This window comes from Paenibacillus sp. GCM10023252, from assembly GCF_042653305.1.
Classification (GTDB): Bacteria; Bacillota; Bacilli; order Paenibacillales; family Paenibacillaceae; genus Pristimantibacillus.
Map to the genome: position 1 here is coordinate 1 of NZ_JBHSHW010000014.1, position 515 is coordinate 515.

The window sequence follows — 515 nt, forward strand, 5'->3', positions numbered from 1 at the left end:
CTTGCAAGCAGGAGGTCAGCGGTTCGATCCCGCTTGGCTCCACCAAAAGTGTTTTATGTTTTTCTTTTGTCTTGACGTTGTGTCGTAGACGCAACGAAATATTGTTCCTTGAAAACTGGATAGCGAAAGAAATGAAATGCTGAAACATCCTTAAATCTTACGATCTTTAATTGTAAGCGAAGGGTGACTCGGATGGACTGCGACCTTTTGCTACTTCCCCCCCTACCTTTGAGTCTTTATTGATTCAGAGGGGGGAAGTAGGAACGGCGCATCCACCGAGTCACCCGGAGCATTGGTTAAGCTAATAAGAGCGCACGGAGGATGCCTAGGCACCAGGAGCCGAAGAAGGACGTGGCGAACAACGATACCGCCTCGGGGAGCCGTAAGCAGGCTTTGATCCGGGGATATCCGAATGGGGAAACCCAGCTGTCGTAATGGACAGTTACCTATGAGTGAATACATAGCTCATGAGGAGGCATACCGGGGGAACTGAAACATCTAAGTACCCCGAGGAA

General features: G+C 49.5%; 1 rRNA gene. It reads left to right on the forward strand.

The annotated features are described in order from the left end of the window. Positions 1-294: 294 nt before the first annotated feature. A 23S ribosomal RNA gene (locus ACFO9Q_RS10160) occupies positions 295-515 on the forward strand; the annotation flags it as partial.